Source organism: Pseudomonas sp. S2_H10, assembly GCF_054668285.1.
On the sequence record NZ_CP162754.1, the window covers coordinates 1,089,369 to 1,113,799 of the forward strand.

15 protein-coding genes and 3 pseudogenes are annotated in these 24,431 nt (G+C 62.0%); 12 read left to right on the forward strand and 6 right to left on the reverse strand.

What is annotated here, in order from left to right; genetic code table 11:
- Positions 1–190 precede the first annotated feature (190 nt).
- The 3 genes and pseudogenes from AB4O16_RS04775 to AB4O16_RS04785 all read left to right on the forward strand — a co-directional run.
- Positions 191–1,513, forward strand: coding sequence for an alginate export family protein (locus AB4O16_RS04775; protein ID WP_160385927.1), 1,323 nt, complete (start codon positions 191–193; stop codon positions 1,511–1,513).
- A 273-nt stretch (positions 1,514–1,786) separates the two neighbouring features.
- Positions 1,787–2,836: pseudogene (locus AB4O16_RS04780) on the forward strand (methyl-accepting chemotaxis protein); the annotation flags it as partial.
- 261 nt (positions 2,837–3,097) lie between these two features.
- Positions 3,098–3,694: pseudogene (locus AB4O16_RS04785) on the forward strand (methyl-accepting chemotaxis protein); the annotation flags it as partial.
- An 865-nt stretch (positions 3,695–4,559) separates the two neighbouring features.
- Here AB4O16_RS04785 and srmL read toward each other — a convergent pair.
- Positions 4,560–5,711 (reverse strand): PheS-related mystery ligase SrmL, encoded by a 1,152-nt coding sequence (gene srmL, locus AB4O16_RS04790; protein WP_460157150.1) that lies wholly within the window; start codon positions 5,709–5,711, stop codon positions 4,560–4,562.
- A 319-nt stretch (positions 5,712–6,030) separates the two neighbouring features.
- On the opposite strand from srmL, the pseudogene AB4O16_RS04795 reads away from it, so the two are divergent.
- From AB4O16_RS04795 to AB4O16_RS04805, 3 genes and pseudogenes are all read left to right on the forward strand, one after another.
- Positions 6,031–7,343: pseudogene (locus tag AB4O16_RS04795) on the forward strand (amino acid permease).
- A complete protein-coding gene (locus AB4O16_RS04800; RefSeq protein WP_460157151.1) occupies positions 7,336–8,616 on the forward strand; it encodes an aspartate aminotransferase family protein in 1,281 nt (426 codons plus the stop codon). The pseudogene AB4O16_RS04795 and the gene AB4O16_RS04800 overlap by 8 nt, the downstream one beginning before the upstream one ends.
- Positions 8,617–8,626: 10 nt before the next feature.
- The gene (locus AB4O16_RS04805; RefSeq protein ID WP_460157152.1) at positions 8,627–9,643 is read left to right on the forward strand and encodes a phosphotransferase enzyme family protein; all 1,017 of its coding nucleotides are present in this window, start codon (positions 8,627–8,629) and stop codon (positions 9,641–9,643) included.
- Positions 9,644–9,814: 171 nt separating this feature from the next.
- On the opposite strand, the gene AB4O16_RS04810 is transcribed toward AB4O16_RS04805, so the two are convergent.
- Both AB4O16_RS04810 and AB4O16_RS04815 read right to left on the reverse strand, forming a co-directional pair.
- The gene (locus tag AB4O16_RS04810) at positions 9,815–10,126 is read right to left on the reverse strand and encodes a DUF6124 family protein (RefSeq protein WP_160385932.1); all 312 of its coding nucleotides are present in this window, start codon (positions 10,124–10,126) and stop codon (positions 9,815–9,817) included.
- 346 nt (positions 10,127–10,472) lie between these two features.
- Positions 10,473–11,555: a sigma-54 interaction domain-containing protein gene (locus AB4O16_RS04815; RefSeq protein WP_160385933.1), complete on the reverse strand. Its 1,083-nt coding sequence runs from the start codon at positions 11,553–11,555 to the stop codon at positions 10,473–10,475.
- Positions 11,556–11,984: 429 nt separating this feature from the next.
- Here AB4O16_RS04815 and AB4O16_RS04820 point away from each other — a divergent pair, with 429 nt between their 5' ends.
- From AB4O16_RS04820 to AB4O16_RS04845, 6 genes are all read left to right on the forward strand, one after another.
- Positions 11,985–13,058, forward strand: a complete 1,074-nt coding sequence (locus tag AB4O16_RS04820) for an ABC transporter substrate-binding protein (RefSeq protein ID WP_460157153.1) — start codon at positions 11,985–11,987, stop codon at positions 13,056–13,058.
- 14 nt (positions 13,059–13,072) lie between these two features.
- A complete protein-coding gene (locus tag AB4O16_RS04825; RefSeq protein ID WP_460157154.1) occupies positions 13,073–14,296 on the forward strand; it encodes a lipase family protein in 1,224 nt (407 codons plus the stop codon).
- 15 nt (positions 14,297–14,311) lie between these two features.
- Entirely contained in the window at positions 14,312–15,520 is a 1,209-nt protein-coding gene (locus AB4O16_RS04830; RefSeq protein WP_460157155.1) for an LLM class flavin-dependent oxidoreductase, read from the forward strand.
- A 4-nt stretch (positions 15,521–15,524) separates the two neighbouring features.
- Positions 15,525–17,111 (forward strand): ABC transporter substrate-binding protein, encoded by a 1,587-nt coding sequence (locus AB4O16_RS04835; RefSeq protein WP_460157156.1) that lies wholly within the window; start codon positions 15,525–15,527, stop codon positions 17,109–17,111.
- 146 nt (positions 17,112–17,257) lie between these two features.
- Positions 17,258–19,840: a TonB-dependent receptor plug domain-containing protein gene (locus AB4O16_RS04840; protein WP_460157157.1), complete on the forward strand. Its 2,583-nt coding sequence runs from the start codon at positions 17,258–17,260 to the stop codon at positions 19,838–19,840.
- A 29-nt stretch (positions 19,841–19,869) separates the two neighbouring features.
- Positions 19,870–20,955: an LLM class flavin-dependent oxidoreductase gene (locus AB4O16_RS04845; RefSeq protein ID WP_421141131.1), complete on the forward strand. Its 1,086-nt coding sequence runs from the start codon at positions 19,870–19,872 to the stop codon at positions 20,953–20,955.
- 123 nt (positions 20,956–21,078) lie between these two features.
- On the opposite strand, the gene AB4O16_RS04850 is transcribed toward AB4O16_RS04845, so the two are convergent.
- From AB4O16_RS04850 to AB4O16_RS04860, 3 genes are all read right to left on the reverse strand, one after another.
- On the reverse strand, positions 21,079–21,537 hold the full coding sequence (locus tag AB4O16_RS04850; protein WP_160385940.1) for an REP-associated tyrosine transposase: 459 nt from the start codon (positions 21,535–21,537) through the stop codon (positions 21,079–21,081).
- Between the two features lie 229 nt (positions 21,538–21,766).
- On the reverse strand, positions 21,767–23,581 hold the full coding sequence (locus AB4O16_RS04855; RefSeq protein WP_460157158.1) for a dipeptide ABC transporter ATP-binding protein: 1,815 nt from the start codon (positions 23,579–23,581) through the stop codon (positions 21,767–21,769).
- Entirely contained in the window at positions 23,578–24,423 is an 846-nt protein-coding gene (locus AB4O16_RS04860) for an ABC transporter permease (protein ID WP_460157159.1), read from the reverse strand. The genes AB4O16_RS04855 and AB4O16_RS04860 overlap by 4 nt, the downstream gene beginning before the upstream one ends.
- Positions 24,424–24,431 lie beyond the last annotated feature (8 nt).

Consider the following 24,431-nt stretch of genomic DNA (forward strand, 5'->3'; position numbering starts at 1 on the left):
GATTGTCGGTGGTCGCCGGCACGCAGGTTTTGCCCTGCGTGCCAGTTGTATTGGCCGGGCTGCCAAACCGGCCAATCTGGCATGCACAACCAACTAATTGGCAAACAGGGAAAAGGGCAATCGAAAGCCGCGACTTAGTATCCGGGCAGACCGCAAACCTGCGCTCAAGAACAAGAACGGATGCCACACCATGCTCAAGTCCCCCTTGCTTCGTCTCTCGACGCTCGCGCTGATGATCAGTGCCGGCAATGCCGGTGCCTATGAACTCTACGCCGATGACGACAGCCATCTGAACGCTACCCTCGAGGCCGTGTTCGGCATTTTCCACAGCCAGGAAAACTACGCCCTGTCCGGCCGCCTGAGTGAAGGCAGCTCGTCGTGGCGCGAGGGCTACATCAAATACGGCTTGAGCTTCGACCAAGGCCTGGGCGGTGTGGGAACCGCGTACGGCGCGGGCAACATGCTCAGTTCCGGCACCTGGGGCGATGGCGATGCCGCCGGTTTCAGCGATGGCTCGGAACGCACCACCAAGTTCGAAGACGCCTACCTCGGCTGGCGCTCGGCCGACCTGTTCAGCGCGCTGGGCAGTGACGGTGTAGACCTGTCCTTCGGCCGGCAGAACATCGTCGTCGGCGACGGTTTCCTGATCGACGGCGACGCGCTGAACATGGGCAAGGGCCTCGCCGACGGCGAATTCAACCGTGGCGGCGCCTACTACCTGGCGGCGCGCAAGGCCTTCGACGAAACCGCCGTATTGCGTCTGGGCGGCAAGGAAGGCTGGCGCAGCGACCTGATGTGGCTCAAGTCCGACAACCGCGCCCAGGCCAAGACCGAAATGTACGTCGGCACCCTGGAGCACGTGGCCGAGGCCGGCACGGTCGGCCTGACCGTCATCAAGACCACCGACATCGACGAACAGTACGCCTCGCCGATCCAGCTCGAACGCGACGGCATGAAGACCTACAGCCTGCGCGCGGCGGGCAACGCCGGGGTGAAAGACCTGTTCCTGTCCGGTGAATACGCCAAGCAGGACAAGCCGCACACCTCGACCGAAGACGCCTGGTACCTGGAAGCCGGCTGGACCTTCTCCGACGCGGTCTGGACGCCGAGCGCCAGCTACCGCTACAGCCGTTTCTCGGAAGGCTACGACACCCTGTTCTACGGTTTCAGCCGTGGTTATGGCACCTGGTTCCAGGGCGAGGTCGCGGGCAACTACGCCGGGCCGTTCAACAGTAACTCGCGCATCCAGAACGTCACGCTGAAAGTCTCGCCGCTTGCGAACCTCAACATCGGCGCGATGTACTTCAACTACGACACCATCGACCGCAGCCTGGGCAACACCGATGGCCACGAAGTCGACCTGTACGCCGAGTGGCACGTCAACGACCACCTGACCGTGATGCCGCTGGTGGGCATCTACCAACCGGACAAGAGCGCCGAAGACGGTGGTACCCAACTGGGTAACAACGACAAGAACGTCTACGCCCAGGTGGTGTTCGCCACCGGTTTCTAATCTCGGCCGCGGGCAGTGGCCAGGCCATTGCCCGCGTGGAAAAAGGTATTTCCAATGCACAGAACATTCCTGACGATCCAGAGCAAGATCGCCCTCCTCGCCGGCCTCTGCCTGCTGCTGGTCGTCGGCTTGTTGATGGGGCTGTCGCTCTATCAGACCCACAAGAGCAGCCAGCAAGTGGCCCAGGCCAGCGGCGACATGCTCGCCAATGCAGCCAGGGAACACATGCAGGCCCTGGGCAAAGTGCAGGCCATGCAAGTGCAACGCACCTTCATGCAGACCCACGAATACGGCCAGGGGTTATCGCGCTATTTGCTGTACCTGCGACAGTTGCAACAACAGGGCAGCCTGACCCGCCAACAATTGCGCCAGGAGCTGAGCACCCAGCTGCACCAGGCCTTGATCGACAAGCCCGACCTGCTCGGGCTTTATGTCATTTTCGAACCCGGTGGACTCGACGGCTCCGACGCCGACTTCGTCCACCAGACCGAACTTGGCAGCAACGAAACCGGACGCTTCGCCCTGTATTGGGTGCAGAGCAAACCCGGTGAACTGCAAGCGGTGATCGGTGACGAAGGCCTGCTCGCCAACACCGAGCCGGGGCCGAGCGGCGCGCCGTACAACGCCTTCTACACCTGCGCCCGCGACACCCGCCAGGCCTGTGTGCTGGAACCCTATTTCGATGAAGCCTCCGGCAGCCGCAAACTGGTGACCAGCGTGGCGTTCCCGTTGATGGAAAACGGCAAAGTCATCGCCGTCGTCGGGCTCGACATCAACCTCGCCGCCCTGCAACAGAACAGCGAGGCCAGCGCCCGTGAGCTGTTCGATGGCAACGGCCAGATCAGCATCGTCAGCCCGCGCGGGGTGATCTCCGCCAATAGCCAGGACGTCGGCCGCCTCGGTCAACCAATGGACAACGTCGAGGTGATGGACAGCCTGCGTCAGGGCCAGCCAAAAGTATTTGTCGACGCCCGGCAAATCACGGTCCTCGAACCCTTGTCGCCGATTGCCGGTGCCGCGCCTTGGGGCGTGCTGGTCGGTGTGCCGCAGAACGTGTTGCTGGCACCGGTCACCACCCTGCAGAAAGAACTCGATGCCCAAGGCGTGCAAAGCACCGCGCTGGAACTGCTGCTCGGCGGCGGCTCGGCCCTGCTCGGCCTGCTGCTGATCTGGTACACGGCGCAACGCATCACCCGGCCACTGCAAGTGCTGACCCGAGTGATGGAGGACATCTCCCTGGGCGAAGGCGACCTGACCCGGCGCCTGCAAGTGCAATCGCGCGATGAAATCGGGCAACTGGCGACCGCCTTCAATCGCTTCGTCGAGCGCATCCATCATTCGATCCGCGAAGTGTCCTCGGCGGCACTGGGTGTGAACGAAGGCGCGCGGCGCGTACTGGATGCGTCGAACTCATCGCTGAGCAATTTCGACGATCAATCGACCCGCACCAACAGCGTGGCGGCGGCGATCAACCAGCTCGGCGCGGCCGCCCAGGAGATCGCCCATAACGCCTCCGATGCCTCGCAACAGGCTTCGTCCGCACGCCAGCAAGCCGAGGATGGACGTCAGGTGGTGCAGCGCACGATCGAGGTGATGAACGAACTGTCCGGCAAGATCAGCGCCTCATGCGCCAACATCGAAGTGCTCAACGACAAGACCGTGAACATCGGGCAGATCCTCGAAGTGATCAAGGGCATCTCCCAACAGACCAACCTGCTGGCGCTCAACGCGGCGATTGAAGCGGCGCGGGCCGGTGAGGCGGGCCGTGGTTTCGCCGTTGTCGCCGACGAGGTGCGCAGCCTGGCCGGACGCACCCAGGCCTCGGCGCTGGAGATCCAGCAGATGATCGAGGAACTGCAGGTGGGCGCCCGGGAATCGGTCACCACCATGACCGAAAGCCAGCGCCACAGCGAAGAAAGCGTCACCATCGCCAACCTCGCCGGCTCCCGCCTGGGCAGCGTGACCCAACGCATCGGCGAGATCGACAACGTCAACCAGTCCGTGGCCGCCGCCACCGAGGAACAGACCGCCGTGGTCGAAGCCTTGAACGTCGACATCATCCAGATCAACACCCTGAACCAGCAAGGGGTGGAGAACCTGCAGGCGACGTTGCGCGCCTGTACCGAGCTGGAGCAACAGGCCGGGCGATTGAATCAGTTGGTGGGGAGCTTTCGGATCTGAGATTTGTGGTGCCTGATGTACCGCTTTCGCGAGCAGGCTCGCTCCCACACTTTTGACCTTTGTCGTACACAAATCCCGTGTTCACCGAAGATCCCTGTGGGAGCGGGCTCGCCCGCGATGAGGCCGGCACACCCAACATCACTGGCGCCTGACACGCCGCCATCGTCGGAACGCCGCCCGCAGCAAGCCCGCTCCCACAATTGGATTTTGTCGCCCACAAATCCCGTGTTCACCGAAGACCTCTGTGGGAGCGGGCTCGCCCGCGATGAGGCCCGCACATCCAACATCACTATCGCCTGACACCCCGCCTTCGCGAGCAAGCCCGCTCCCACAATTGGATTTTTGTCGCCCACAAATCCCGTGTTCACCGAAGCCCCCTGTGGGAGCGGGCTCGCCCGCGATGAGGCCCGCACTTCCAACATCACTGTCGCCTGATACTCCGCCATCGCGGGCAAGCCCGCTCCCACATTTTTGACCTTTGTCGTACACAAATCCCGTGTTCACCAGAGATCCCTGTGGGAGCGGGCTCGCCCGCGATGAGGCCCGCACTCCCAACATCACTGGCGCCTGACACTCCGTCATCGCGGGCAAGTCGGATCGCCGCACCGCCGCTCCCACATTTTTGATTTCTGTCGTACACAAATCCTGTGTTCACCAAAGATCCCTGTGGGAGCTCGCCCGCGATGAGGCCGGCACCTCCAACATCTCCACCGCCTGACACGCCGCCATCGCGGGCAAGCCCGCTCCCACAATTTTGACCTTTGTCGCCCACAGATTCCTTGCTCACTGCAGATCCACTGTAGGAGCGAGCCTGCTCCGGGCGGCGTTCCGACGATGAGGCCCGCACTTCCAATATCGTTGCTAGTTAACTATTGGTGAGATCCATCCTGTAACCCGCCCCCGGTGCACCTTCATGCAACGCCACCTGAATTTTCGAATACAAGGTATTTGCCTCATCAGCGGTGATTGATCGCGAACAATCACGCAGTACAACACGCAGCAGCACATTCTCCTGCCCCGGCAGCAATCCAAGGCGATCGATGGCCTGCGCAGGCAGTTCCGTGAACGCCCAACGCCCTTTGATTTGCATCTCCTCGATCCAGTCCGAACAATCGCCAGCGGCCTGCAACATCCTTTCAGTCAGCACTTCCTCGCTGAGCCCCGGCGTTACCGCCAACGAAATATCACGAGTAATCGAAGGCAGCCGAGAGACGGCACTCCACGGACTCAAATCATGCATCTGCGCCTGCACTCTTTCGTTCTGATCACGCAGCAAACGAATATCCGGGATACCTTTTCTCAGCATGGTCAAGCGATCCAGGCCCATGCCCAGAGCCAATCCACCATGATGCAAAGGATCGATCTTCAGTCGCTCAAGCAAGGACCTGGCAATGCGGCCACACTCCAGAACCTCGACCGGGACGCCATCATTCAAAAGATTTACTTCGATCCCGCCTTCAGTGTAGTGATGTGGACTTTCACCGTAGATCCAAGGCATATCAGGAACGGCAGATTTCAGAATATCGCCGACCAGGCGCAACAGATGCTCATGCGTCGACAAATCAGGATCACCGAGTACCCAGATATCCATCTGATGCGGCTCCGCGCAATGCCAACGGTCCCGGCTGTCGCGCCGAAAAGTGATACCAGGCGCAGCCAATAATATTGACTGTCCTGGTTGTCGCGACTGAGCCGCACTCTGTAGCGCTGCTGGAATTTGACTGGTGGTTTGCGTCCGCAACAACGAACATTCATCAACCCAGCGGGTGTGCGCACTTCCGAGGGTGATTTCTGCCGGGTCATAACCGAGCAAGCCGTAGTTTTCTTCTGCGGACACGACTCTTGGGCCCGTCTGTACCTGGGCTTGCGGCCAACCCTGGTTCGCCAATCCCTGAAGAACCTCTTTGAGCAACAACCTTATCGCGTGATCGGGTGCAGCGGGCTCTGTCAGGTCAGCCAGCAAAAGGGCTTGATTGAGTCCTATGTCGGTAATGGTTCGCTTTGAAGATGTCTCCATACTTTTTCTGCCCTTAGTTCCAGATACACAATACCGGCACAGTACACAGACATGGGTGGGTATCGCCGCAGCATCAGAAAAATCAGATCGTACTGACAGCCGTGTCTTACACCCCATGTGGAGCACAAAAGTCTTTCTCAATCTGGCACCCACAACCAACCACATGGCATGCGCACACACCCGCCGCGCCCAACCCCGGGCGTAGTATCGAAACCGACCTTCAGGGCTCAACCCGCTTCAGGGGGCCTTGCGATGCAACGCTGAACCCCTCCATTTCTCACTAAAACAATAAACGGCCTTCGGGTCGCGGGAGATTTCTGTGCTCAAGAAAAGTGCGCTGGGCTGGCCCAAGATTGCCGGCCTCGGAATTGCGTTGGTGGTGGCCGGGCAGTTTTCCGGCTGGAACTTCGGGTTGGCGGCCGGTGGCTGGTTGAACATGCTGATCGCCACTTTGTTGATGGCCCTGCTCTGCGGCGGCCTGGCCTTGTGCGTGGCGGAGCTGTCGACGGCGCTGCCGAGTGCCGGGGGGTGTTCGTGTATGCGCAAAGCGCGTTCGGGCCGTTCGTGGGTTATCTGGTCGGGGTGGCTTGTGCGCTGGCGCTGACCATCGGCACGGGTGCGGCAGCGACGTTCATCTGCGCCTACACCGAGTCGATTTTCGGTCTCGGCGGCTGGCCGGTGAAGATCGCCCTGTTCGCAGTGATCATCGGCATCCACATGCGCGGCGTCGGTGAGGCCATGGGCCTGACCTTCATCGCAGGCATCATCGCCGTGGTCGCCCTGCTGACGTTTGGCGTGGCCATGGCGCCCCACGTCGAACTGGCCAATTTGCTGACATTGCCGGCCAACGTGACAACGCCGGTGAGCCTGGGCGGTATCTTCGCCTGCGTGCCGTTCGCCATCTGGCTGTTCATCACCGTCGAGCAAACCGGCTCGGCCGCCGAAGAAGCGCACAACCCCGGCCGCACCATGCCCCGCGGCATCCTGGCAGCCATTGGTACCTTGCTGGTGACCGCGCTGGTGGTGCTGGTGTGCGCACCGGGTGCCGGTGGCGTCGAACTGGTCGGGTCGGCGGGCGATCCGCTGTACGCGGCGATGTCCAGCAACAGCGCCTTCGGTGACGGCTCATGGCTGGCCAAGGTGATCGGCTGTGGCGCCGTGTTCGGCTTGATCGCGACCTTCTTTTCCCTGGTCTACGCCGCTTCCCGGCAACTGTTCGCCATGGCCCGCGACGGCCTGTTCCCGCAATGGCTGGGCAAGACCGGCAAACGCGGCACGCCCTGGCCGGCGCTGTTGCTGATCGGCGCCATCGGCCTGCCGCTGTCGGAAGTGGACCCGGCCACGGTGATGCTCGCAGTCGTGCTGCTGCTCAACGTTTGCTACCTGCTCATCTTCGGCGCCTACCTGCGCATCAAGACCCGCCAGCCAGATCTGCCACGGCCGTTCACTTTGCTCGGCGGCAAACTGGTTGCCTGGCTGGGCCTGGCCCTGACGCTGGTGGTGATCGCTGCGTGCTTCCAGCTCGACATGCTGATGCTGATCGCCCTCGCCGTGACCTTCACCCTGTGCATTTTCAACTACCTGCTGCGCAACCGTCGCGCCACAGCCATCGAGATTCCAGACCATGCCTGAAGACACTCTGCTGCAACGCCGTCATCGCGTGCTCGGCAGCGCCTCGCCGCTGTTCTACGACAAGCCCTTGCACCTGGTGCGCGGCGAAGGCGTCTGGCTGTTCGATGTCGACGGTCGCCGCTACCTCGACGTCTACAACAACGTGCCCTGCGTCGGCCACTGCAACCCCCGCGTGACCGAGGCCATGCACCGCCAGGCCACCACGCTGAACATCCACACACGCTACCTGGATGAGCAAGTGGTGCGCTACGCCGAACGCCTGACCGCGACGTTTGGCGAGTCGCTGGACACCGCCATGTTCACCTGCACCGGCAGCGAGGCCAATGAACTGGCGCTGCGCCTGGCACGCTTCGCCAGCGGTGGCACCGGCATTATCGTCAGCGACTACAACTACCACGGCAACTCCGCGTCGCTGGCCGAAGTCACCACCGCCCTGCCCTCGCCGGAACCCTTCGCCGCCCATGCCCGAGCGGTGCCGATTCCGTGCCTGTACCACGCACCGGTCGGCACCACCGAGGCGCAACTGGCCGAGCAGTACGCGGCCAATATCGCGGCGGCGATTGCCTCGATGCAGGCCCAGGGCATTCGCCCGGCCGCGCTGCTGATCGACACCCTGTTCGCCAACGAAGGCCTGCCGCGGGTGCCGGCCAGTTTCGTCAACAGGGCGGCAAAGCTGATCCGCGATGCCGGCGGCCTGTTCATCGCCGACGAAGTGCAGTCCGGTTTCGGCCGCACCGGTGATCACCTGTGGGGCCACCAGGCACACGGCGTGGTGCCGGACATCGTCACCCTCGGCAAACCGATGGGCAACGGCTATCCACTGGCCGGGCTGATCACCCACAAGGCCTTGGTCGAATCCTTCGGTCGCCACGCCATGTACTTCAACACCTTTGGCGGCTCGCCGGTCGCGGCAGCGGTCGGCATGGCGGTGCTGGATGTGATCGAGGAACAGCAACTGCTGAAGAATGCGCAAAGCGTCGGCGCCTATGTGCAGCAACGCCTGCAAGTGCTGGCCGGCAAGCACTCGATCATCGGCGACGTGCGCGGCAAGGGATTGTTCTTCGCCATGGAACTGGTGCGTGACCACGCCAGCAAGGAGCCGGCCGGGCTGGAGGCGCGCAAGGTGGTCAACGACATGCGCGAGAACGGCGTGCTGATCAGCAAGATCGGCGCCGGCGACAACATTCTCAAGCTACGCCCGCCGCTGGTGTTCGGCCGCGATCACGCCGACCTGTTCGTTGACACGCTGGATAACGCGCTCAGCGCGATTTGAGGCTTTTGCCATGACTGAATTCCACACCCTCCCCCATGACCAGCAAGTCGCCCGCCTGCACGAACTGGCGCGCCATGCCCTGCAACAGTGGGAAGGCGATTTCGCTGACATCGAACTGGTGAAATTCCGCGAGAACGCAGTGTTCTCCGCGCACCGCCACGATGGCCAGCGGGTAGCCCTGCGCATCCACCGCAATGGCTATCACTGCGAAGCCGCGCTGCGTTCCGAGCTGCAATGGATGGAAGCCCTGGCCGGTGCCGGCATCACCGTGCCGCAAATAATCCGTGCGCAGAATGAAAGCCATCTGATCGAAGTCACCCATCAAGCCATCGGCGAACCGCGCCACATCGACATGCTCGCCTGGCTGCCCGGTGCGACTGCCGGCACGTCCGAAGCAGGGGTGCAGGCCGATACCGAAATCGATTTCCTGTTCCGTGAAGCCGGGGCGATTGCCGCACGGATTCACCTGCATTCGGCGCAGTGGCAACAGCCGGACGAGTTTGTCCGGCATGCCTGGGACGAGGAAGGCTTGATCGGCGCCAACCCGTTCTGGGGGCGTTTCTGGGAGCTTGCGCAGCTCAGCGATGAGCAGCGGAATCTGCTGCAACAGGCGCGGCGCACGGCGCGCAGGGACTTGCGTCAGTATGGTCGGCACCTGGGCAATTTCGGCATGATCCACGCCGACCTGGTGCCGGAAAACCTGCTGATCGAAGGACCGCGCCTGCGCCTGATCGACTTCGACGATGCCGGGTTCGGCTGGCACATGTTCGAGTTGGCCACGGCGCTGTACTTCTGCCTGGATGACCCGCGTTATGAGCAGATCAAGGCGGCATTGCTCGACGGGTACAACGCGATCAAGCCGCTGACCGAGGCGGATCGCAAGACCCTGGCGCTGTTCCTGATGCTGCGCGGCACCACGTATCTTGGCTGGATTCACACCCGCCAGGGCACGCCGACAGCGATCGAGATGGCGCCGATGCTGATTGAGCGGGCGTGTGTGTTGGCTCGCGGGTATTTGCAGGCCTGATACATCGCCATCGCGAGCAAGCTCGCTCCCACACTGGACTTCAGTGAACTCAGAACCTGTGTTCGACGACGATCCACTGTGGGAGCGAGCTTGCTCGCGATGGCGTCTTCACATCCAGCATCATTGCTGACTGATACTCCGCCATCGCGAGCAAGCTCGCTCCCACAGGGGTCAACTGTGTGACGCAGATTCCAGCGGATCGAGCCTGTCCAACACCCGATTCACCGCCAACTCCCCCAGCATGATCACTTGCGCGATACCCAGCAGGGTGTTGCGGTGCGTGCCTTCCAGGAAGCCCGCCAGGTCATGGGCCATGACGTTCGCAGACGCCAGCGATTCGCAAGCGTGGACCAGCAGGGTTTCGGTGTCGATGTCGGGGTTGATGGTGAACAGGGTGGAGGGTTTGTGCGGGGTGGCCATGATGTGCAGGGCCGGGTTGGGACAAGTGTCGTTGTCCGGTGGATCGGGGGTAACTTTCAACATGATTCGAACTCCAGAAACTTGGAGCCGTCACCGAATCGCTGCTAAACGAAGGGGTGGCGGCTGTACGCAGGTTAGCAGACCGGGGAGTTACGAAACCGGCGCGCCCGAAGGCGCCCTGCGCACAGCTGCCATCAAGTGCAGGGATGGGGAATACCTGACTGTCTGGACTGCAAATACGCTTCATAACACCCCGGGCTGCTAAACCCGATCACTGGGAATCAGTGACGCGGACCAAGTTACCGATGGCCTCCAAGGCGCACAAGCCGGCGGATTCTGGCGTAGCTGTAGGCAATGCCGCAAGGTGCTGTAGCTTGCAGGACGTTACGCCTACAGCCGTTAAACATGCTCACGACTCCCCGACCGACAATGGCTTGCTCAGCTCACCAATCTTTTCCAGCCGCGCCCGAACGATATTGCGGCTGATGTTCAGCAACCGTCCCGTCTGCAACTGGTTGCCATGGCAGAATCGGTAAGCAGCGCGAAAGATGGTCTCCTCGATATGTTCATACAGGTCTGGAATATTCTGTTCGAACAAGGCGTTGAGCGCCGCTTCCAGGTTTACCGGTCCGGCAACGGCATGGCCCGTTTGCACCGCCTGCTCCTGCTCATGGCGGATGCCCGAGGAACGCATGTCCACCAGGTGCAGATCCGCCGGAGCGACCCGCTGATTGCGGCACACCAGCAAGGCATGGTGAATCGAGTTTTCCAGCTCGCGGATGTTGCCCGGCCAACTGTGCTCCAGCAGTTTGCGTTCCGCCTCGATGCTCAACGTGGCGCGGTTGTAGCCCAGTCGCTGGCAATGTTCTTCGAGGAAAAACTCAGCCAGCGGCAGGATGTCTCCCGGCCGTTCGCGCAAGGGTGGAAGGCGAATCGTGGCGACGTGCAAACGGTAGAAAAGATCCTCGCGAAAGTGCCCGGCAACCACCGCATCCGCCAGGTTGACGTTGGTCGCGGCCACCAGGCGTACGTTGATTGGAATGGGCGTACGCGACCCCAGGCGCACCACTTCACGTTCCTGCAAGACCCGCAGTAACTTGACCTGCATGTTCAACGGCAGATCACCGATTTCATCGAGGAACAGCGTCCCGCCATTCGCGGCTTCGAACCACCCGGCCTTGGTCGTGGTGGCGCCAGTGAACGCGCCTTTTTCATGCCCGAACAGTTCACTTTCCACCAGGGTTTCGGCAAAGGCACCGCAGTTGACGGCAACAAAGGGTTCACGCCCCCTGCGGCTCAGGTGGTGGATATGCCTTGCGACCAGTTCCTTGCCGGTTCCGGTTTCACCAATGATCAGCGTATTGGCTTCACTCGGGGCCAGGCGCTCGATGCGGCTGAGCAGTTCCTGGGAGCGCGGGTCCTTGAACACCAGGACGGTGGCCCGGACCGACTTGGTCAGTTCGCGAGCGTTTGGATGAGTGATCAGCGACATGGTGCATTCCTGGCAGTAAAAGCGCGTGCTCAATAGTGCATGAAGATTGTTAGACTAAAAAATTATTAATTAGTATTTACATATTCCTAATATGAATATGCCAGTCAATTGTTCCTGGCCTGCTGCCAGAGCAGCAATTGGCAAGCATCACCCTGCTTGCAGATCAGCACCCTGCCCGCTTCAGCACTACCACCCACTCCCCTACAAGCCCCGCCGCAAAAGGCCTGCAGCCGTTTTCTCGAGCGATGGCATGCAATCTGCTCTGTCCCCTCCCACCACTCATAAACGACACGCCCCCCTGTAGGAGCTGGCTTGCTAGCGATGGCGTCCGCAAAAGCGCTGCAAGGCTCGAAGGCCTCATCGCCAGCAAGCCGGCTCCTACAAGGGCAATCGCGTGGTTTTTCGTACAGTCGACTCAGGGAGATTTCAATGAAACGTTTCTGGCGCAACAGCCTGGTCGCATTGACCGGTTTACTGCTCAGTGCCACCGCACTGGCCGAACAGGCACCGGCTTCGGTGAAGATCGCCATCGTTGCCTACACGCAGGGTGGCAAGCCGGTGTTTGGCGGTATCGCCGGCCGAGTGATCGAGGACGGCTGGCTTGAACAGCAGCTGAGTCAACGCGGCGTGAAACTTGACTGGATCGCCCTGCCCCACGCCGGCGCCGGTCCGCAGATCAACGAAGGCTTCAGCAACAACAGCATCGACTTCGCCGTGCGCGGCGACCTGCCCTCGGTGATCGCCGGCGCGGGTGGCGTGCCGGGCAAGCTGATCGTCCCGGGTGGCAGCGGCAACAATATCTATCTGGTGGTGCCGGCCGGCTCCGAGGCCAAGAGCATTGAAGACCTCAAGGGCAAGCGCCTGGCCCTGCATCGCGGTCGTCCCTGGGAGTTCGCCTTCAGCAATTTCCTCGCCAGCAAGGGCCTGAAGCTCGACGACTTCAAGATCGCCAACCTCAATCCGCAAGTCGGCGCGGCGGCGGTATCCGCCGGCAAAGTGGATGCGGCGGTGCTGCTCAGCGAGGCCTATGCCCTGGAAGACAAAGGCGTGGGCAGGATTCTCTGGTCAACCAAGCAAGGTGCGAATGACTGGCGCCTGGTGTCCGATCTCTGGGGCACCGACAGTTTCGTCGCACAACATCCGGACATCACTCAGCTACTGGCGACGGCCTGGGTCAAGGCTGCGTGGTGGATTTCCCAGGAACAGAATCAGGACGCCTACTACCAGCTTTCCTCCCGCGCAGGCACGGCAGAAAGCGTGCTGCGCCGCGATGACTCGGACGATCCCGTGGCCTGGAAAGAGCGCTGGGCACCGAAGAGCGATCAACAGCTCAAGGCCCACTACCAGGCACTCACAGCCTATGCGTTGGCCAATCACCTGATTCGCGACAACTACGACATCAGCCCTTCGCTGGCCACCGGTTTTACCAACCAGGCGCTGATCGATCTGAAGCTCACCGACTACTGGCCGGCCCTGCGTGGCCAGGTCAGCAACAATCCATGAATAGGGAATTTGTGATGAAACTGCCGCAAAAATTCGTCTTCGGCCTGAGTGTCCTCGCGCTGTCCATGAGTGCCATGGCCGCAGGTGCACACGCGCCCAAACCCGACCCGCTGCAAGGTGATGGCCGCGTCTCGGCCTTCTACACCTGGCAAGAGACGATCCCGTCGACGCCGGGCAAGCTTCTGCGCAGCGAGCCATTGGAAAAAACATTGAGCCTGCCCAACGCGGCCAGCGCTCAACGGATTCTCTACAGCTCAACCGACGGCGTTGATAACAAGACCCCGATCGTGGTGTCGGGCACCTTGTTCCTGCCCAAGGGCAAGGCACCCGCCGGTGGTTGGCCGGTCGCCAGTTGGGGCCATGGCACGGTCGGTGTAGCGGACGTGTGCGCGCCGTCCTGGCAAGGCCGCTCCTATCGCGACGTGCAGTACCTCAGCCGCTGGCTGGACGAAGGTTATGCCATTGTCGCCACCGATTATCAGGGCCTCGGCGTACCCGGTGGCCATCCGTTGCTGAACAATCGCATGGCCGCCTACGGCATTCTCGATGCGGCCAAGGCCGTGGTCGCCGGCGTTCCGGGGCTGGCCAACAAAGTGTTGATCGTCGGTCAGTCCCAGGGCGGTGCGGGTGCGTTCGCCTCGGCGGCCTATGCCCCGACTTATGCGCCCGACCTCGGCGTCAAAGGCAGCATCGGCACCGGCGTGATTTACACCGTGGGCGCGAAAAACGTCGGTGAACAGGACCCGGACAAAGTCGATGCGTCCCTCGCCTACGGTTTCTACACATTGCTGGCTGCCCAGCAGTACGACCCAAGCATCAACCCCGGGGACTTCTACACCGACAAGGCATTGCCACTGTTCGAGCAGGCCCGCACCAGTTGCCTGGCGGCGTTGGTCAGCGACGTGATCGGCGTCGGCCTGACTCCGGCCAATGCGAAAAAGGACTACAAGGGCGACCAGCTTGCCCTGTGGCAGAAACAAGTGTCCTACCCGACGCTGAAACTGGCCCAGCCGATTTTCATCGGCACCGGTGCCGAGGACAAAACCCCGGCGGCCTCGACCCAGGTTGCGCTGATGCAGGACGCCTGCAAAACCGGCTCGGTGGTTGAGGGCCATCTCTACAAAGGGCTGGGCCACAGCGAAACGGTCAACGCCTCGCTCAAGGACTCGGTGCCCTTCGCCCACAAGGTCATCAACGACCAGCCCATCACCCCGATCTGCAGCCCCACTGTGCAGTGAGACGGAGCCCTCGACATGAGCATTGAATTTTTCACTCGCCTACCCCTGCATGGCGAAACCCAGTTCCTCCCCGGCGACCCGCGCAACCGTGGCGACTGGCACCGTGGCGGCCCGAGCACCGGCGCCGTCTCGGCGTTCAGCGTGGGCGATCACTTCACTTACATCGATTACCTGGGGCAGATCGCCAGGGCCGCAGAGATCAACGGTTTCGGCGGCGCCCTGATGGTCAATGCGCCCTCCGGCGAGGAGCCCTGGACAGTCTGCTCATTGCTGGCCCGGGAAACCCGTACGCTGAAATTCGTCACGGCGTTCCAGCCCTATCACTACACGCCGTGGGTGGCGGTGCAGCAAGCCGCGACCTATCAGCGCGCCACTGGCAATCGCCTGGTCTGGAACATCATCAACGGCGGCTCGGATGCGATTCAGCGCCAGGTCGGTGACTTCAGCGACCACGATGAGCGCTATGAACGGGCCATCGAGTTCATGGATGTGGTCAAGGGCTATTGGCACAACGAGAACTTCCACTACGAGGGCAAGTTCTACCAAGCCGAAGGGGGTGGCTTGCGCGGGCCATTGAAGAAAGCCGAATTGCCACTGATCTGCACCGCCGGTTCATCGGTCCCGGCTCGGGAGTTCGCGGCCAAACATGCCGACTTCTACCTGATGCGCGCTGAGCATCCGGACGAAATTGCCGCGCTGATTGCCGATATTCGCGAGCGTGCCTTGAAGTACGGGCGCACCGACATTCGTTTTGGCTTGTCGATCGATGTCATCACCCGGGAGACCGAGGAACTGGCCCGCACCGAAGCCAAGCGGTTCTTCGACGAAGGCATCGCCAGAGGCGCGGTCAAGGCTGTGGCGGCCCATGCCGGTCTGCGCACCGCGCGCAAGCTCAGCTACGAAAACCAATTCGCGCAAAAGGCCGAGACCCAAGGCTTCGACGACTTCTTCATCCACCCCAACGTCTGGACCGGCTTCGGCTACATCGGCATTCCGCCCGGTTGCGCGCTGGTGGGCAGTTACGAGAATGTCGTGGCGCGGATTCGCGAGTACAACGCCATCGGCATCGATCTGTTCTTCCTCGCCGGCTACCCGCACCTGGAAGAAGCCTATCGCCTGGGCGAACACATCCTCCCGCACTTTCGCACTGAGCGCGTCCAGCTGAGTCGCCCGTCAGAAGCGCCGCTGGAGCTGCGTTCCGCCAACGGCCCGGCCGGAGCCTGATGCCATGAGCGACGATCACTCATTATTCAGCCGCCGGGATTTTCTCGGCCACAGCGCGCTGCTGGGCGGTGGTTTGCTGCTCGGTGGCGGACTGCTCGCCGGCTGCGGCCCGAGCGACGACAAACCGGCCGTGGCCGTCGCCACCGACGATAATCCGCGCTACGGCGGACGTCTGCGCCTGGGCATTCTCGACGGCAACCAGAGCGGCAACCTCGATGCGCACAAGCCCATTGGCAGCGGCATCGTTCGCGGCTTTGCCCTGTACAGCAAGCTGTGGGAGTGGGACGAGCAGATGCAGCCGCGCCTGGCCCTGGCCGAATTCGCCGAGCCGAATGCCGATGCCAGCAGCTGGACCCTGCGCCTGCGCCCGGACCTGGAATTCCACCATGGCAAGACCATCGACGCCGATGACCTGATTTTCTCGATACGCCGTCTGACCGATCCGCAATTGGCCTCGCCCTATGCCGCGCTGTTGCACTGGGTGGACCGCGACAACCTGGTCAAGCTCGACTCGCGCACCGTGCGCCTGAACTTTCGTGAAGGCCGCAGCTACATGCCGCTGGCGGAAACCTGGGTCAACTTTGGCGGGATCGTGCCGGTGGACTATCACCCGGTGTCCAACCCGGTGGGCGCCGGTCCCTACAAACTGAAAAGCTTCACCCCGGGTCAGCGTTCACTGTTCACGCGGTTCGAGAACTACTACAAGGACGGCAAGCCGTACGCCGATGAACTGGAAATCATCGACTTCAAGGATCAGGTATCGCGCCTGGCGGCACTGCGCTCCGGGCAAATCGACATGGCCAACGTGATGCCCACCGAACAGCTGGAGGTATTGCAGCGCGATCCACGCCTGAAAGTAGTCAAATCGGTGACCGGCAACTGGTTGTCGTTCGACATGAACCTCGACAAACCGCCATTCAACGACCCACGGGTACGCGAGGCATTCCGCCTGCTGGCCGACCGGGAAGAACTGGTGCGCCGGGCGCTCAATGGTCAGGGGCGCGTGGCCAATGACCTGTACGCACCCAGCGACCCCACCTTCAACCACACCCTGGGACCGCGCCCTCACGACCCGCAGCGTGCGGCGCAACTGCTCAAGGAAGCCGGGCATGAAAACCTTGAACTGGAACTGGTGACGACACCGGGTCCGGGGCTGACTTCGGCGCTGGTGCTGGCCGAACAGGCCAAGCGCATTGGCGTGACCCTCAAGGTCAAGCAGGTCGATCTGGCTACATTCCAGGGGCCGTTGCGCAACGACTGGACGCTGAGTACCGGCGGCAGCATCGGCGCGCCATTCCTGGCCAGCGCCATTCACACCGACGCGCCGTTTGCCGTGTCGAACAAGACCCATTTCAACGACCCGCAGTTCAGCGAGCTGTTTCTGGCGGCCATGGCCCAGCCCGATCTGGAGAAGCGCAAGGCCCTGGTCCACCAGGTCCAGCAGATCCAGTACGAACGCGGCGGCATGTTGATCTGGGGCTACGCCGATCTGCTCGACAGCGTGGCCAACCGCGTGGGTGGCGCGACGGCCGAAGAGTCGCTGTTCAGCACCTGGCGCTTTGAAAAGCTCTGGTTGAAAGACACGGCATAACCAGACACCACCGACCTGTAGGAGCCGGCTTGCCGGCGATGGCAATGGTGGCCGTTATGACGCCATCGCCAGCAAGCCGGCTCCTACAGGGGCGATGTTGGCGTGTTTACGCAATTCAATGAATTCATCTTTCGAGGCACATTTTCATGCCCTCTATCGGCTTCGTTCGTCCCGCTTCTGGCCACGCTCTGGCATTGGTCATTGTTTCTACCCTGTCGACAGCAGCATTTGCCGCCGACACTCAACTGCAAACCGTCACCGTTCAAGCCAGCGCCGGTGATTCCGACGATGACGCCCTGCCCACCCGGCCCGAGTCTTCGATCTATGGAGGCATCGAAACCAAGGTGCTCGACACCCCGCGTTCGATCTCTCAGATCAATGCCGAACAGCTGGCCGACGACCCGATCCGCAGTGCCGACGATCTGGTCAAGTACGCGCCTGGCATTACCCGTGGCGGTGGCCAGAACGCCGGGATCGCGCCGCAATTCCGTGCCCAGGGTTCAGAAGTGTTCCAGGACGGGCAACGTGCCTACGGCGTGCGCCATCCGGCCAACTTCAACGCCTATGAAGGCGCCGACATCGTCGCCGGTCCGTCCTCGGTGACCTACGGCTCGGTGTCGGGCAGCGGCGGGTACGTCAATTACCTGAGCAAAAAGCCGAACTTCAGTGAATTCAAGACCAGGCTCAGTGGCGAGGTGGGCAGTTGGGTGCCTGACGGTGAATCCCGCGACGCCACTAAATTCAGCGTCGATAACACCGGCCCGCTGAGTGACAACTTGGCTTATCGGATCAGCATCACCAAACAGCGTCAGGAAGACTTCTACGACAACGTCGACAACAACTTCGACGCGTTCTACGGCGCCCTGGCCTGGCGCAATGACAACGTGCGCGTGGACTGGAATGCCAGTTACGACGACTACTACGACTACAACATCACCCACGGCTGGAACCGCGCCAACCAGGAACTGGTGGACAGCGGCAAGTATTACGCCGGACGGGCCACGCCGATCATCCAGAACGGCAACACGCTGTGGTCGCCGGTGCTGGCCTCCGGCGCGGCCGATGCGCCGACCCTGGGCTGGGTCAAACGCCAACGCAACGCACAAGGGAAATACAGCGTGGTCGACGGCAGTTTCCAGGCCGCCTCCCCCAACACCCGCAGCAACCCTGGCAGCCTGCGTGGCTGGGTCTACGACCCGACACTCGCCGGCAACGGCCTGACCTCCCTGTCGTCACAAACCGGCCAGCGCGATGAGGATGAAAACACTTCGCGACGCTTCACCACGCAACTGCGGGTGGAGGCCGACCTGACGCCGACCATCACCCTGGCCAACAACACGTTTTACCAACGCTCACGCGACATGACCGACGCCGTCGGCTCATTCCAGGTGCAGTCCAAGGACAACATTTTCGATAACCGCTTCGAGTTTCGCTCGCGCAACGAAACGCAGCTGGGCGGCTTGACCCTGCGTGATGACAGCAATACAGGGCTGATCTACCGCCGCGAATTCAACCAGTCGATCGCTGCCAACAACAGTTTCGGCTCGACCATCAATGCCTATGACCTGACACAGGACCCTTCGGGCAAGAACCCCGGGAGCCTTCTGGGACTGACCGGCTCCAACCCGGCCGGCGGTAACGCTGCCTGGATCGGCCAGGCTGGCGTACCACAGTTTTCCAACCTCTACGGCTGGCTGAACCTGCCGCCGATGTACCCGGCCGGTCATGGCTTGTACGCTGAATCCGTCGCGCCCTACACCGCTGAAAGCACCTGGACCACCCAGACATTGTTCACCCAGCACAACCTGCGCCTGGGTGAGCGAGTCGGCCTGAACATCGGCGCCAGCCGCAGCTGGATCGATGCCGAAATCGATAACCCGTTCGTGCTCGCCGGTGGCAATCCGCGCAAGGACAGTGACAACTACCGACTGTTTGCCTTTCAGGTCAGCCCCTACATCAAGCCGACCGAAAACAGCACGTTCTACTACACCTTCGATCGCTCCCTGGCCGTCAACACCGGGTTCTTCTCCAATGGCCTTGGCTGGGGCAGCGGCGCGGGCGCGAACCTGCTCAATCCGTTGGCGTTCGAAAGCCTGAGTGTCTTGCACGAAGTCGGGTTGAAAGTCGAAGCCGTGCCCAACGAATTGTTCATGACCCTGGCAGCGTTCAAGCAGGAACGGGATCAATCACCCGACAGCAACAACAACATCGCGCGACTGGTGATCAAGGGCGTGGAGTCGAGCATTCGCTACCAGCCTGACGATCACCTGCGCACGGCGTTGAACCTTACGAAACTCACCGCCTACAACGAGTTCGCCTCCCAGGCCGGTTTTGCCTCGGCCGGGTTCATCCCCGACAACGGCACGGTGTTTGGGGACAACAACAGCCTCAACCAGCGGCCTTCGGGGCGTTTTGATGCAGTGCAGATTCCCGAATACACCGCCAGCGGCTACGTCGACTATCGCTTCGACTCAGGCTTTGGTGCCGAGCTGTCCGGGTGGTGGACCAGTAGCTGGTACCTGAACCTGAGCAAGACCGTGAAGGTCCCGGACGAGTACAACCTCGACCTCGCGGTTTACTACCGCCAGCCCCAATGGAGCACCACCGTGCGCGTGCTCAACCTGACCAACGAACTGAATTTCGTCAGTGGCCTGGCCGGCTCCACCAACACCTTCCTGCAACCCATGCCCGGTCGCACGTTGCTGGCCCAGGTCGATTACCAGTTCTGAACCCACTTATTTCCATCAGGAGTGTTCCCATGTCCATCGAATTTGTCGGCATGATTTTCCCCCGCCAGTGGTCCGAGACCCGGGGTGTTCGCAGTCCGGATTTCGATCTGGAGTTTATCCGCCATCACGCCCGGGCCCATGAACACGCAGGTTTTGATCGGGTGCTGATCGCCAGTGGACCGGGCAGCGCCGACAGTTTGCAGATCGCCGCCTACGCCGCCGCGCACACCGAGCGTCTGGGATTCATGATCGCCCACCGACCGGCCCTCACCGCCCCGACCGTCGCCGCCAGGGCCTTTGCGACACTGGATCACACCACGGGTGGCGGACGGATTCGCCTGCATGCCATTACCGGCATCACCGCCGAACCCCAGGAAGGCGACTTCCTGCTGGACAAGACAGAACGCTACAAACGTACCGATGAGTACCTGGAAATCGTCCGGCGAACCTGGACAGCCGAGGAGCCTTTTGACTTCGAAGGGCAGTACTTCAACATCAAGGGTGCCTTCTCGCCGGTCAAGCCGTTGCAGCAGCCGCACATTCCGATTTCCTTCGGCGGGTCTTCGGATATCGCCTATCAGATCGCGGTGAAGCACGCGGACCTGTATGCCTTGTGGGGTGAGCCCTTGAGCGGTGTGGCCGAGCAGATCGGCAAGCTTCGTGCGGCCGCCAGCGCGGCGGGCGTGGAGGCGCCGAGGGTCAGTCTGTCCGTGCGCTTGATCCTGGGCGCGACCGAGGAACTGGCGTGGCAACGGGCGCAACAGATCCTTGAGCAGATCAAGGCCAACCCACAGTTTGCGGCCGGCAGCCCCTGGCAAAAACGCATCAAGGGCACCGGCTCCGAACGCCTGCTCGCCGCCGCCGCGGCGGGTGACCGTCATGACCGCGCGCTATGGATGCCCACCGCCACCGCCGTCGGTGCCTACGGCGACACCACCGCCCTGGTCGGCACCCCGGAAACCGTGGCTCAGGCCTTGCTCGACTACGTCGACCTGGGAGTGACCACATTTCTCAACCGCGGCTACGATCCGCTGTACGACACCGTGGATTACGGACGCTGGATCATCCCGGCGGTACGCGAAGAGGCACGCCGGCGAAAGGCGCGCGTGGCATAAGTACGATGCAATGTTGACCAACGCCATCGCCAGCAAGCCGGCTCCTACGGGTTCGGGTGTGCCAACACAATATCGGCACTGTAGGAGCCGGCTTGCTGGCGATGGCGTCACAACAGCCACCATCTACAGCCATTTGGCATCCCACAAAGAATAATCGTGCACGCGACTCACCAAGCCCGCACGTAACGGATTGGCAACGATGTATCGGGCCACAGCCTGTAAGTCCTCTTCCCGTCGAATTGCACGGTCGTGAAAACCTCTCTGCCATACCGGCCCCCTGCGGTTCAACGACGCATTTACCACCTGGGCGCTGCGGGATTTGGTGGCGAGCATCAACGCCGGTAACGTGCTGTTCTTCAGTTCGACCAGCCAATGGAAATGGTCGGGCATTACCACCCAAGCGAGTGAGTCGGCCCATTCTTCTGCATGGGCCTGGCGAAATTGATCCACCACCAGGCGCCCCATACGCCAATCAGCAAATAGCGGATCACGGTGATGAGTGACGGCAGTGAGCAAATAGATTTGTCCGGATTGGGAATAACGTCCGGTGCGAAGCCGATTGGCGTGAGGAAGTTCAGGCAATCCATTGCCCTCCTGTGTTCGAGACCGAAACACAAGGCTAGTGCGCCAGAATCAGGAACGTCGTCAAAGTCTGGTTCTGGATGTGACAGTACGACCGCCATCGCCAGCAAGCCGGCTCCTACGGGTTCGGGTGTGCCAACATAATATCGGCACACCCACGATCTGTAGGAGCCGGCTTGCTGGCGATGGCGGCATGACGTTCACCGCCGAATCGCTGACAAACCAGCACCTACAAAACGCCGCCCGCCAACGTCGGCGAGTTCTCCAGCAATGTGCGTGTATACGCCGCCTGCGGTTGATCCAGTACCTCATCCACCCGCCCCTGCTCCACCACACGGCCGGATTTCAATACCAACACCCGGTCGGCGATGGCGCGGACCACGCCCAGGTCATGGGTGACGAACAGCAGCGTCAGCCCTTCCCCTTGCAATTGCCGCAACAGCGCCAGGATCGACGCCTGTACCGAGACATCCAGGGCCGAGGTGATTTCATCGCAGATCAACAGCCTTGGCTCGCAGACCAATGCCCGGGCAATCGCTACGCGCTGGCGCTCCCCACCAGACAGGCTGTGGGGATACAGATCCGCCACCGACGCCGGTAGCGAAACCCGCTTGAGCACCGCCTCCACTCGCTCCCGTGCGGCAGCGCCCTTGATCCCGAAGAAATGCTCCAGAGGCGCGCTCAGGGTCTGGAAAACACTTTGCCGGGGGTTCAACGCCCGGTAGGGATTCTGGAAGATGTACTGGATCTGATGCCGTTGCGCCCCGTCACGCTGTCGCGCGGACAGGCTCAACAACCCGCCCGCATAAAACAGTTCGCCCTCGGCGTTTTCCCCCAACCCGGCAACGGCGCGTGCCAGGCTGGTCTTGCCCGAACCGGATTCGCCCACCAGCGCGAGGCATTCCCCGGCAGACACCTGCAGAGAAACATCGAACAGTACCTGGCGGTCGTAGGCCACGTTCAGGTCCTTGATCTGCAACAGTGGCGTGCGCTCCACCGAGTCGGTGACTGGCGCAACGCAAGCTTGGGCAACCCGTTGCAAGGGTTGCAAATGCGGGGCCAGGCAGGCCACCCGCTGCTGTGACGACAGGGCCTGCAATTGCGGCTCGAGCACCGAGCACGCCGCGAGGCGACGGGGGCATCGAGGCGCGAAGGCACACCCCTGTGGTCGCTGCCCCGGTGCCGGCGCATGCCCCGCAATCGCCGGCAAATCCCGGCGTTGCGCCACATCGGGAATCGCCGCCAGCAAACCTCGGGTATAGGGATGAGCCGGCTGATGGAACAGCATTTCGCGCTGTGCAACCTCGACGATACGCCCGGCATACATCACCATCACCCGGTCCACCAGGTCCTTGATCACCGCCAGGTCGTGGGACACATACACCGCAGCGATACCCTGGCTTTTGCACAACCGGCGCAAGGTGGCAAGGATGTGGGCCTGGGTGGTGACGTCCAGCGCTGTGGTCGGCTCATCAAGCACGATCAATGCCGGACGCAAGACAAAGGCCAGTGCCAACATCACCCGTTGCTGCTGTCCGCCGGACAGTTGATGGGGAAAGCGTCGCAGGAACTGCGCATCGTCGGGCAGACCGACATCACGCAACGTCTCGACGATGCGCTGCTGTTGAGCGGCACGGTCCAGTTCAATCTGATGGGCACCCAGGGTTTCGCGCAGCAAACTGCCGATTCGCAGTGCCGGATTCAGGGCGGTCGCCGGGTCCTGGGCCACGTAGCCGATCAGGCTGCCGCGGGCCCGGCGCAGGTCTTCGCCCTGCAGCGTCAGCAGCGATTGACCGGACACTTCGACTTCCCCGCCGACGATCCGCGCGCCCCTTCGGGCGTGGGCCAGCAAGGCAGTGGCCAGGGTGGTCTTGCCGGAACCGGACTCGCCGACCAAGCCAAGAATTTCTCCGCGTTCAAGACTGAAGGTCACGCCGGACAGCACATCGATCTGCCCCGGCAACTCGACTCGCAGATCCCGAACCTGCAACACCTGCGCAGTCTGCGCAAGGGGGTGGGACGCGATCCCGGCAATGGCGTTCATGGTTGTTTTTCTCCGATCCTGGAACTGCTGCGGCCAATGCCTTCGGCCAGAATGTTGGTGCCATAGGCGAAGATGCCAATCAGGATGGCCGGCGCCAACACCGCCCAGGGCTGAACCAGCAACCCTGCCTGGTTCTCATTGATCATCAACCCCCAATCAGCGGTCGGCGGCGCCACACCGTAACCGAGAAAACTCAGGCCCGAGAGCATGCCTACGCCCCAGGTCAGCATGTTGCCGAAGTGCACCAGCAGCGGTGTGAGGATGTTCGGCAGGATTTCCCTGAACAGAATCCGCCGCCTTGAATAGCCCATCATCTGCGCGGCCTCGACGAACTCCTGCCCGGCCACCGCCACCGCGCTGCCACGGGCCAGACGAATCACTCCCGGAGTGAACGCGATGGACACGGTCAGCACGATCAGCCAGGGCGCGCGACCCAGCATGGAGACGATCAACAGCACCAGGATCAGGTCGGGAAACGCCAGCGATACGTCCGCCAGCCATGTGATCAGTTGATCCAGGCGCCGCCGGGAAAATCCCGCCAACAGGCCTAACGTGCTGCCCGCCAACAGTGCGATCGAAGCCGCCGCCACTGACATCCACAGCACCGACACGCCGCCACTGAGCAAGCGCGACAACACGTCATGCCCGAGAAAGTCATAACCCAGCAACGCCGCCCCCACGGGCGCGCCGTACACCGAACCAACCATTTCCGTCGGGCTGTGGGGTGCCAGCCACGGGCCAAGCAGCGCCAGCAGCACCACCGCGAGGGTGATCAGCGCGCCCTTGCGGGTTTGCGGTTGCGCCAGCCATGGCTGCCAGCGCGAAAATCGGGAGTCAGTCATGCATCACC

Excerpts from the sequence above, each read along its gene's own strand:
- srmL (WP_460157150.1), bottom strand. The coding sequence starts at position 5,711 with ATGGAGACATCTTCAAAGCGAACCATTACCGACATAGGACTCAATCAA.
- AB4O16_RS04810 (WP_160385932.1), bottom strand. The coding sequence starts at position 10,126 with ATGTTGAAAGTTACCCCCGATCCACCGGACAACGACACTTGTCCCAAC.
- AB4O16_RS04815 (WP_160385933.1), bottom strand. The coding sequence starts at position 11,555 with ATGTCGCTGATCACTCATCCAAACGCTCGCGAACTGACCAAGTCGGTC.
- AB4O16_RS04820 (WP_460157153.1), top strand. The coding sequence starts at position 11,985 with ATGAAACGTTTCTGGCGCAACAGCCTGGTCGCATTGACCGGTTTACTG.
- AB4O16_RS04830 (WP_460157155.1), top strand. The coding sequence starts at position 14,312 with ATGAGCATTGAATTTTTCACTCGCCTACCCCTGCATGGCGAAACCCAG.
- AB4O16_RS04835 (WP_460157156.1), top strand. The coding sequence starts at position 15,525 with ATGAGCGACGATCACTCATTATTCAGCCGCCGGGATTTTCTCGGCCAC.
- AB4O16_RS04805 (WP_460157152.1), top strand. The coding sequence starts at position 8,627 with ATGACTGAATTCCACACCCTCCCCCATGACCAGCAAGTCGCCCGCCTG.
- AB4O16_RS04845 (WP_421141131.1), top strand. The coding sequence starts at position 19,870 with ATGTCCATCGAATTTGTCGGCATGATTTTCCCCCGCCAGTGGTCCGAG.
- AB4O16_RS04800 (WP_460157151.1), top strand. The coding sequence starts at position 7,336 with ATGCCTGAAGACACTCTGCTGCAACGCCGTCATCGCGTGCTCGGCAGC.
- AB4O16_RS04855 (WP_460157158.1), bottom strand. The coding sequence starts at position 23,581 with ATGAACGCCATTGCCGGGATCGCGTCCCACCCCCTTGCGCAGACTGCG.
- AB4O16_RS04775 (WP_160385927.1), top strand. The coding sequence starts at position 191 with ATGCTCAAGTCCCCCTTGCTTCGTCTCTCGACGCTCGCGCTGATGATC.
- AB4O16_RS04840 (WP_460157157.1), top strand. The coding sequence starts at position 17,258 with ATGCCCTCTATCGGCTTCGTTCGTCCCGCTTCTGGCCACGCTCTGGCA.
- AB4O16_RS04860 (WP_460157159.1), bottom strand. The coding sequence starts at position 24,423 with ATGACTGACTCCCGATTTTCGCGCTGGCAGCCATGGCTGGCGCAACCG.
- AB4O16_RS04825 (WP_460157154.1), top strand. The coding sequence starts at position 13,073 with ATGAAACTGCCGCAAAAATTCGTCTTCGGCCTGAGTGTCCTCGCGCTG.